Origin of the sequence: Kribbella sp. NPDC026611 (genome assembly GCF_040638345.1) — a bacterium.
In the GTDB taxonomy this organism is placed as follows: domain Bacteria; phylum Actinomycetota; class Actinomycetes; order Propionibacteriales; family Kribbellaceae; genus Kribbella.
In genome coordinates, this window is sequence record NZ_JBEZYC010000006.1 from 518,880 (window position 1) to 527,361 (window position 8,482).

Annotated in this window: 8 protein-coding genes; 5 read left to right on the forward strand and 3 right to left on the reverse strand. The window is 65.4% G+C overall.

Annotated features, from left to right (window positions below; translation table 11 throughout):
• Nucleotides 1-87: 87 nt before the first annotated feature.
• Both AB0E69_RS26825 and AB0E69_RS26830 read right to left on the reverse strand, forming a co-directional pair.
• Nucleotides 88-1,341 carry a hypothetical protein gene (locus tag AB0E69_RS26825; RefSeq protein WP_360151618.1) on the reverse strand — a complete coding sequence of 418 codons (1,254 nt, stop codon included), beginning with the start codon at nt 1,339-1,341 and terminating at the stop codon, nt 88-90.
• A 226-nt stretch (nt 1,342-1,567) separates the two neighbouring features.
• Nucleotides 1,568-2,035 carry a hypothetical protein gene (locus AB0E69_RS26830; RefSeq protein WP_360151621.1) on the reverse strand — a complete coding sequence of 156 codons (468 nt, stop codon included), beginning with the start codon at nt 2,033-2,035 and terminating at the stop codon, nt 1,568-1,570.
• 420 nt (nt 2,036-2,455) lie between these two features.
• On the opposite strand from AB0E69_RS26830, the gene AB0E69_RS26835 reads away from it, so the two are divergent.
• Nucleotides 2,456-2,809: a cupin domain-containing protein gene (locus AB0E69_RS26835; RefSeq protein ID WP_360151624.1), complete on the forward strand. Its 354-nt coding sequence runs from the start codon at nt 2,456-2,458 to the stop codon at nt 2,807-2,809.
• Between the two features lie 351 nt (nt 2,810-3,160).
• Here AB0E69_RS26835 and AB0E69_RS26840 read toward each other — a convergent pair whose 3' ends face one another.
• Nucleotides 3,161-4,207, reverse strand: coding sequence for a matrixin family metalloprotease (locus AB0E69_RS26840; protein WP_360151627.1), 1,047 nt, complete (start codon nt 4,205-4,207; stop codon nt 3,161-3,163).
• A 644-nt stretch (nt 4,208-4,851) separates the two neighbouring features.
• Here AB0E69_RS26840 and AB0E69_RS26845 point away from each other — a divergent pair.
• From AB0E69_RS26845 to AB0E69_RS26860, 4 genes are all read left to right on the forward strand, one after another.
• Nucleotides 4,852-5,670, forward strand: a complete 819-nt coding sequence (locus AB0E69_RS26845; RefSeq protein ID WP_360151630.1) for a hypothetical protein — start codon at nt 4,852-4,854, stop codon at nt 5,668-5,670.
• A 578-nt stretch (nt 5,671-6,248) separates the two neighbouring features.
• A complete protein-coding gene (locus AB0E69_RS26850; RefSeq protein ID WP_360151633.1) occupies nt 6,249-7,124 on the forward strand; it encodes a hypothetical protein in 876 nt (291 codons plus the stop codon).
• Nucleotides 7,125-7,703: 579 nt separating this feature from the next.
• Entirely contained in the window at nt 7,704-8,090 is a 387-nt protein-coding gene (locus AB0E69_RS26855; protein WP_360151636.1) for a hypothetical protein, read from the forward strand.
• 228 nt (nt 8,091-8,318) lie between these two features.
• Nucleotides 8,319-8,482 (forward strand): sigma factor (locus tag AB0E69_RS26860; protein ID WP_360151660.1); only part of this gene is annotated, 164 nt, incomplete at its 3' end.

Below are 8,482 nucleotides of genomic sequence, written 5' to 3' on the forward strand. Positions count from 1 at the left end.
GTGCGTCGTGGTACGGCGGCTACGTGAGCCGTCTAGCTCCGAGGCACGGCGGCCATTCCTGGTGGCAGCGCGGCGGCTATCCGGTCGCTAGCCCGTCGCTCGGTGAGCGAGACACCAGTCGATGGCGTTGTCGTGTCCGGATCTGTCGGTGGTCCAGTCTGGATCTATTCGCTGGTCGGGGAAGACGGCGGCGGCATCGGTGTCGGAGAAGCGGTAGCGCCTTGTTGCGCAGTGCGCGTGCAGGCCCGATCGAGGTAGGTCGAAGGTGCCGAGTTCCTGATAGCCGACGGGCCGGGCACCGGTGGGCTCGCCGACGAGGATGGCTTCGGTCTCGCGGCGGAAGTCGGTGGCGGTGACCATCGCGGCAGAGTAGGTCTTCCTGCCGATCAGCACGTACAGACCGCCGGGTCGGCTGATGGCCGGCAGCTGCCAGATCGGGTAGATGAGGTTGTGGCGGGCGAGGGTGTAGTCGCCGCCGCCGTTGTCGCGAAGGTCGAGGATCAGCCGTGCCGGTGCGGTGTCCTGCAGGTGCGCGATGAGTTGTCCAGCAGCCTGTTCGAGGCCGTCGTAGCGGCGGAAGTTCGCGTACGTCGCGTCGGTCGCGGGGAGCGTGGTGTAGGCGAGCGCCTCGTCCGGGCTGCGCATCCGGAGCGGGGCGTCCGGCGACGGTGGGGGCCACGATGGTGCCGCACCAGGTGGTAGGGATGCCACCTCGGCTGTAAAGGACGCGTCGTCCTGGCCGACGAGGCTGAACTCGCCCATGGCGGTGTCAGGCATGCAGTCGAGGGCAACCAGCACGTCGGCGCGGGTGAGTCGCTCCGCGCTGCGGGCCCGCTCGTACCAGGCGTTCTCGCCCTGTGGAATGAGTGGTCGGAGTCGCTGGTCTATGTCCTGGACAGCGACACCCCCGATCGCTACCAGTTGGGCACCGAGCACCCGTGGATCGTCAGCGAGCGACTTGACTACGCGCAGTTGGTCGCCGTACCAGAACAATTCCAGCGGAAGGCGTCGGTAGTGATCGTCGGTCTCAACAAAGGTATGACCGTCGCCGATCGCTGCTGCTACCTCGTCGAAGCCGACCAGTATTGCGCCTGCGGACAGGTCTGAAATGCGATCGTGCAGGCGAGCGACTATGGCGTCGAACTGTTCCGGTGAAGTCGTGTGGAAAGGGTCGCGGTGCCGCTCGATGAGGCCGCCGGCGAGGGCATCGAGGTCTGCGCGCCAGTCGGCCGGCTCCATGAGTCGCAACCGCTCGGCAGCGGTCAGTCCCGGTGGATCGACGGCCGTTGTCGAGGCGAACAGTTCGGACGGAGTACGCGGATCTGGCGCCGCGTCTGCCATCTGTGCTCCAACCTCTACCGACTGGGCTTCCGACACATTCGATGCTGCAGCCGAGCTGCATGACTCGGCTGCCGTGCCGGCGAGTCGTGAGAGACATATTTCGAGAGTAGTCTCTCAGATTATCCTCGACAACCGCAGTTGCTTGCGCCCCGTTCCCGCCAGCCGACCAGCGTTCAGTCAACTAGCGTTCTTTGGGATCCACTTGGGTGGCGCGAGTTTGGACTCCTCAGCGGGGGCAGTAGTAGTCGGCCAGGTCGACGCCGACCGACGGGTGGGGGCCGCGAACCGTCGAGACGCTGCCGTCGGCGTTGAACGAGATCCAGCCGGCATCGAGTAGCCGTGTGCCGCCGTCGGGGGCGATCAGCTGGATCGGCTTGCCCACGACACGCCAAGAACCGTCTGCGGCGTAGAACGCCGTCGCGGCGCCCTTCTCCACCGGAAGCCGGGGGTCCGCAGACCGGAAGGTGCGTTCATCGTGAAACACCTGCGATCCGTCCGGATAGGTCGCCAGCGACCAGTGCTCGGTCACTGTCGTCTTCGTGGTGATTCCGCAGAGGTCGAGGTACAGATCATCGTCGAACGTGTCGTGTACCGTCGCTCGCTCGATGTCTGGACCTTCGGCAGCCGCCGGCGCGGCGACTGCGAACGGCAGCCCGAAGACGACCGCAGTACCGAGCGCGAGGATTCGGATCAAGGCACACCTCCAGAGACGGATCCGAAGCCAGAGCCTCGGAACACCTGCAACATGGGGCCTCATGGGACAAGCGCTCCCGTCCGGCTCGCCATCTACCGACACTGTCGCGCGTGGTCAGCTCCGTGACCAGGGACCGGACCCCCAACTCACCCGGGGATTTGCCCCCAGCTCACATGGGACTTGTCCCGGCTCACCCATGATTTGTCCCGCAAGAGGATGGTCGCGCCGCGCCCCCGGCGCTTTGCCCGGCGCGCTGAGACGCGAGGCTGTCGAGGAGGATCGGTTGAAGACGTTAGCAGGCGGAAAGCTCGGGCGGGCACTTCGTTGCCTTGACACTCCTATCGTGCGGGCGTTCCATGCAAGTGGACAGACCTGGCGGGGCGAGGGTGTAGGAGCTCGCCGGGTCGGGAGGGAGAAGTCATGTCGGACAAGCTGAACATGGAGTCGCCTCAGGAGCGACGACCCTTCAAGGATCACGGGCACGTGGACGTCGTGACGCTTGGCGAATTCACCATCGGGCGTGGGGTGTTCGAGCCGGGGTGGCGGTGGTCCGAGGACGTGAAACCGATCGCGGGTACGGAGTCCTGCCAGGTCCACCACACCGGCATCTGTCTTTCCGGGCGGATGACCGTCCGCTTCGACGACGGTCAGGAGCTGACCATCGAGCCCGGCGACGTGGTGAACCTCGATCCCGGGCACGACGCCTGGACGGTCGGCGAGGAGCCCTGCGTGATACTCGACACGGGCATCGCGGGCTACGCCAAGCCCGCTTGACGTACCCCGCGCTGGTCCAGCTGGTTGCCAGGGGCATCAACCTCGGCCAGTGCTGCTGATGAATGCGGTCATCAGCGGCACAGTACGACGCTGCGCCCGAGACAGCCCGCGTTGCCTGTGGTCCTGTCACCTGGACCGCAACGTCCCCGTCGACCGCAAGGCCGAACTCCGCCTCAACAAGACCGCAGGCGATGACAACGCATTCTTACTCATGCGTCTCGCGGCGTTGCCCTGCGTTCCAACGGCCGCAAGCCGCGGTCGCGGAGAACAAGTTCGGAGACGCGCCGGCCGAACCTAACCGAACTTGTCCTTAGCGCCGTACGCGATCCACACCGTTTTCACGATGCCGACTCACCAATACATGACAGCGGTTTGGCCGGAGGACCAGGCGTAGTAGAGGCGGATGCGGAGGACGTAGCGGCGGTCCTGGAAGAGTTTGGCGGTGAGGTGGGAGTTGCGGTCCTCGCCGCTGTCGTCGTCGCCGGCTACGTAGCGGAGCTCACCGCCGACGTCTTCGAAGAGGACCATCACGGTGTCACTGGCGCCGAAGGTGGCGAGCTCGTACTGCCGCGTGGCTTGCGGCGTGAGCTCGAAGTCGGCCTGGCCGCCGGGCTTCAGCGACAGCGGTACCGACTGGAACGGATCCAGTGGCAGCGGGGCCTTGTCGATCGTCGGGTACCAACCCAGTACGTACTGCTTGTCGGCGGCGGAGATGGTGCCCGGTGGATGTACGCCGGTGGTGTTGTACGGCGTCGGTTGGACGATCAGACCGGGCAGGAAGGCGTACTCCATCACCGAGTCCGGGTCCCAGGACGAGCCTTCGACGTCGGCCGGGTCCAGCTTGCGGAGCACGTTGTGGAACGTCTTGTCCCGGTCCCATTTGTTCGGTTCGCCGGCGAAGTACTGGTAGACCTTCGCCTCGTCCCAGACGATGCCTGCGAACGGGTTCTGGTGCTCGTGCGACAGCCCGATGCTGTGACCGATCTCGTGTACGGCGGTCGACATCCCGTGCGGCGACGAGGTCAGGTCCCAGCCGAAGTTCATCGAGCGCGTGTTGACACCCGCCATCAGCACGTCGCGGCCGACGGCCGACCAGGATCCGTCGTACTCGAAGAGAAATCCGATCTTGATCTCCGCCTCGGAGCGGTCGTTCACCTCGCGGAACTCGAGCCCGATGCCGAGATCCTTCCAGGTCTCGAAGGCGCGTCGTACGACATCGAGCTGCGGTTTGGCGCCGATCCACGGCACGAACCTGGAGGTGCCGTCCGCGAACCGGATCAGCGAGCCGTCGGTCTCGCGGTCGAAGAAGTAGTAGTGCAGGACCGTCCCGTTCACCCACTTGCTCTGGGCCGGCCGAATGGCTTCGAGCCGATCGGCACCGAGACCGGGTGCGAACACCGGTTCCGGTTGTGCCGGAAGAGCGCAGTACCTCAACTCTTCGTCGTTCTGCGGATCGTAGACCTATTCATCCGTTTGCGACATAACAATTTCCCCCTTGCCCCCGGCGGCGCCTGGCGAACAACCGCCATTTTCAAACTACGCCGCGGGCAGAGCAGGCGCGAGACTTCGCGGGCCGCTCAGATCGACCGTCCGGAGGTTTCCTGGCCGGAAACGCGGTTGGCCGTTGACGTCGAGGTAGATCCGGCCGGCAATTTCAGCGCCGCTGAGATCAAGGCCACTGAGATCCAGTGATTCTTCGCCGAAGTCGCGTTCGCCACGCATCAGTACGGCCAGCGCGACTTACACCTCTGGGACCGCAGCCGCAGCACCCGGGTCGGTGTCGTGCTCGGCGCCGCGGAGCGTGGGCTGCGGCGGTGGATATAGGCGACGAGAACCTGCGTTACTGCTGCCTTGTTATCGGGGCCTGCAGCGCGGTGGTGGCGCCAGCAGGTGGGGCTGTGCCAGGCCCAGAAGTCTCAGTGCGCAAGCGACGGCACGACCCGGTCGGCGGGAGGGGATCGAACTACCGTCCGGTCCCCAGCAGCTGATCGCGCTGCTGGTCTTCAACGGCCGGACGGTCATATCGGGCGTACTGTCAATGGATGGAGTGGTTGCTGTTCGCGGTGTTCGGTGGCGGTGTCGCGCTCGCGGCACGGCATCTGTGGGATCGGCGCGCTGCTCGACGTGAGGATGTCGGGGATTTGAGCCAGATCCGGAAGGTGGCGGACGAGGACATCACGCTGCTTGGTGAGGAGTTGTCGCGGCTGGGGACGGACGTCGCCGGTCGTGAGCTCGACGCCGAGACCCGGCGTGACTACCAAGCCGCACTCGATGCCTACGATTCCGCTCAGGTGGCTGTCGACAAGTTGCGCACGGCTGACGCGATCAGCACGATCACCGACACGCTGGCAACCGGACGCTACGCGGTGACCTGTGTTCGCGCCCGGGTTGCCGGTGTAGCCGTGCCCATGCGGCGGGTGCCATGTTTCTTCAACCCACAGCACGGTCCGTCGACCAGCGACGTGGTCTGGACCCGGCCCCGACACGGGACCCGTACCGTACCGGCCTGCGCGCAAGACGCTGCGCGAGTGGGTGCCGGCGACCAGCCCGAGATCCGTTATGTACAGCTCGGAGCCCGCCAGGTGCCGTACTGGGAGGCTGGCCGGGCCTTCGGGCCCTACGGTCAGGGCTACTTCGCCAGTGCCGGCGAGGGCGCGAGTTTCATCCCCATCTCTGGGTTCGACGGCCAGTCAGGCGGCCTCGGCGCCTGGGGCGATACCTGGGGTGGGGGCCACGGAGGTGGCGGGCACGGTGGCGGCGGGCACGGTGGCGCCGGTGGACACGGCTCAGGCGGTCACGATGGCGGCGGCCACGGCTCGGACGGTGGCGGACACGGCGGTGGTCACGGCGGCGGACACTGACGCACGCCCCTGCCCGGGATGCCTGCAGGTCAGCCTGGCGCGTGCCTCGCGAATACTGCACGGTTCGAATGCGATGGCGGCTCTGTTCCAGCCGACGATTAAGTCTTCTTTGGCCAGTGCTTGAGCTGTCCTTGCGGGGATGGCGAAGAATCTGGACCGTCGGATCCCCGACGCACGGCGGAGCCGGGAAGAGCGATCCCAGATCTACCTCAGCCGACTCTGGAGGGGTAACGTCCCGAGCAACCGGGGGGTCGGAGTCTTGCTTTCATGGCAGGGTCCTCCCTCCTGGGCCAGGGGGGCTCCAGATGACAATGAGAATAAGGCTGTTCAAACAAACAGACGACGCAATATTGCCGCCGCGCCGAGATGTAGGCGCAGTTGTCAGGTCTCCACGTCAGGTCAGTGCCAGGCGTCGCGGGCTGCGCGCACGGATTCTGGTCGTGCTCGCCGTGACCGCGTTTCTCGTGTCCGCTCAAGCATCCTCGGCATCTGCGACCGCGGGGGTCGAGAACAGGGGACATGGCCAGACGGTGCTCGTCTGGAGCCAATATGACGCGTCGTTCAGCACCGTGCGGGTCATGATGTCGGATTCGGCCGGCGGACATGCCCGGGCGATCACGCATCCACCAGACGGCGCGATCGACCTCGATCCACAAGTCTCTCCGGATGGCACCCACATCCTGTTCGAGCGGGACTTGCCGCCCTTCGGCATCGGGCACGTCGGGATAGTGCGGATCGACGGATCCGACGAGCACCTGCTCGACCTAGGGTGCGTCGACCCCTGCGCCGGGGACCTGATGCCGAACTGGACGCCAGACAGCCGGCACGTGACGTGGACCAAGGTCGTCGGGCCGTTCGACCCGGACACCGGCGACGCTCAGTCCGCCGTACTGTGGCTCGCCGATCTCACCGGGAAACATCAGCGCCGGCTGTCGCCGGCAGGTATCGAACTGAAACGGTGCGAAGAGTACAGCGCACAGTACGCACCTGCCGGATACACGATCCTCACGCGCCTGTGCGCAGGACTCGGCCTCACCGTCGTCCGCCGCGAAACCGATGGGCGCGAACGTCTTCTGACCCCCTGGTCCGTCAACGCAGATCTCCCCGACATCTCGCCGGCCACCGTTGGACCCACCAAGGACCTCGTCGTGTTCGAGACCCCGACCCCCAACGGATCCACGGCCGTAGCGACGGTCCCGTCCACCTGCCGCAATCAAGCCGAGTGCGCCGAGCACATCCACTACCTCACCTCGCCGAATTCCCAACCCGACCAGCACTTCAACCCTGCCTGGTCACCCGACGGCCAAACGATCGCCTACGTCCGCTTCACTCCGGGCACACCGGACGCCCCGCCGGCAGCTGACATCTGGACCATGAAGTGGAACGGCACGAACAAGCAACCCGTCGTGACGTCGCCACTCTTCGACTTCCGCCCCGAATGGGGCCAGCGCTGACGCACGGCCCATATCCAGACGGCCGACACAGCCCGCCCGGCACGCTGGCCCACACGAACAAGACGAAACGGCTCTGCCCCGGACGAGGCTCGCAGTAGGAAAGCGACGCGTCCCTCCTCCAAGCACCCCTCTCCGGGAGTGGCCGACACGACTACGACGGCTTGGATGGTTGCGGCCCGGCGTTTCAGCTGTGCGGTCCTGGCCTGCCAGTACGTCCAGACTCTCCATGCGGCGTAATACCTGATGCGACCGTCAACGCGGATCGTCCAGTCCTCTGATTGAACGTTGGTGTCCGACCGCCACGGTTCCAAGACGAGAAGCATGCCCGACTTTTGTGCGAAGCCGGCGCGAAGGTCACTTCCAGGGAGAGTTCGTCGGCAACGCTTGTGAAGTTGACCTGCGGATCCTCTGGGTGGTCGCTCAGATAAGAGGCAGCTGCCATCCGTGCCGCAGCGACGATCACTTCGAGAACTTGCTCCGAACCGGAGCACATAGCGGCTCCGGCGACCGTCAGCGAAAGTTGACCGTCTTGTGCTGGTTCGGCACCACCTGCTCAGAGACAGCGCTGGAGATGATGCGATGAATCGCGACGAGAACCGGAATCACGATGCTGCGGTGCCCGGTCTGACTGTTCAACGTGAAGCGCCTACCGTGGCGTTGCAGGCTGGGTTGATCGGGACTCTCGAGATCGACGTTTCAACAAACTGCCTGGTAGTCCGCAGCCGGATGGGCACTGGTGTCGGCACCGGCAGGTTCGTCGAGATCGATGTGGCCTGGCCTCCGGGCTGGAGTGTCGCACTCCGTGACGGCACACCCGCCCTGATTCATGCAACAGGACAAGTTGCCTGCCGGCTAGGCGATGAGATACCCGTCGGTGGCGGCTTCAAAGACACAAGCCGAATGGGCGTCGTCTCGTGCACAGGCCAAGGGCGGGTATTCGAGGCGTACGAACTGACGCGTACTTGACCGTACTTCTCGAAGCTCGACGAGGACGCCCCGTCGTCATGACCCAACACTGCACCGGTTGCCAGTCCACCGGCTGTGCCTCCACCGCGACCCTTCGTTGTCTCTACGCGATGTGACGATTGTGGTGTGGCCGCCTTTTCGCGGGTGGCTTCGCGTTGGCGGGTTCTGAGCCGGCGTCGGGCTAATGTTCGCGGTGTGACCGGGACGGCGTTGGCAGGCGACGAGTTCATGCTGCGCGCCGGTCAGTACCGGCCGGAGTTGCTTGCCTACTGCTATCGAATGCTCGGGTCGTTGGCTGATGCCGAGGATGTGGTGCAGGAGACTTACGTGCGTGCCTGGCGGGCCTTCGACTCGTTCGAAGAGCGGGCGTCGCTGAGGGCCTGGTTGTATCG

Excerpts from the sequence above, each read along its gene's own strand:
- AB0E69_RS26825 (WP_360151618.1), bottom strand. The coding sequence starts at position 1,341 with ATGGCAGACGCGGCGCCAGATCCGCGTACTCCGTCCGAACTGTTCGCC.
- AB0E69_RS26835 (WP_360151624.1), top strand. The coding sequence starts at position 2,456 with ATGTCGGACAAGCTGAACATGGAGTCGCCTCAGGAGCGACGACCCTTC.
- AB0E69_RS26845 (WP_360151630.1), top strand. The coding sequence starts at position 4,852 with ATGGAGTGGTTGCTGTTCGCGGTGTTCGGTGGCGGTGTCGCGCTCGCG.
- AB0E69_RS26850 (WP_360151633.1), top strand. The coding sequence starts at position 6,249 with ATGATGTCGGATTCGGCCGGCGGACATGCCCGGGCGATCACGCATCCA.
- AB0E69_RS26855 (WP_360151636.1), top strand. The coding sequence starts at position 7,704 with ATGAATCGCGACGAGAACCGGAATCACGATGCTGCGGTGCCCGGTCTG.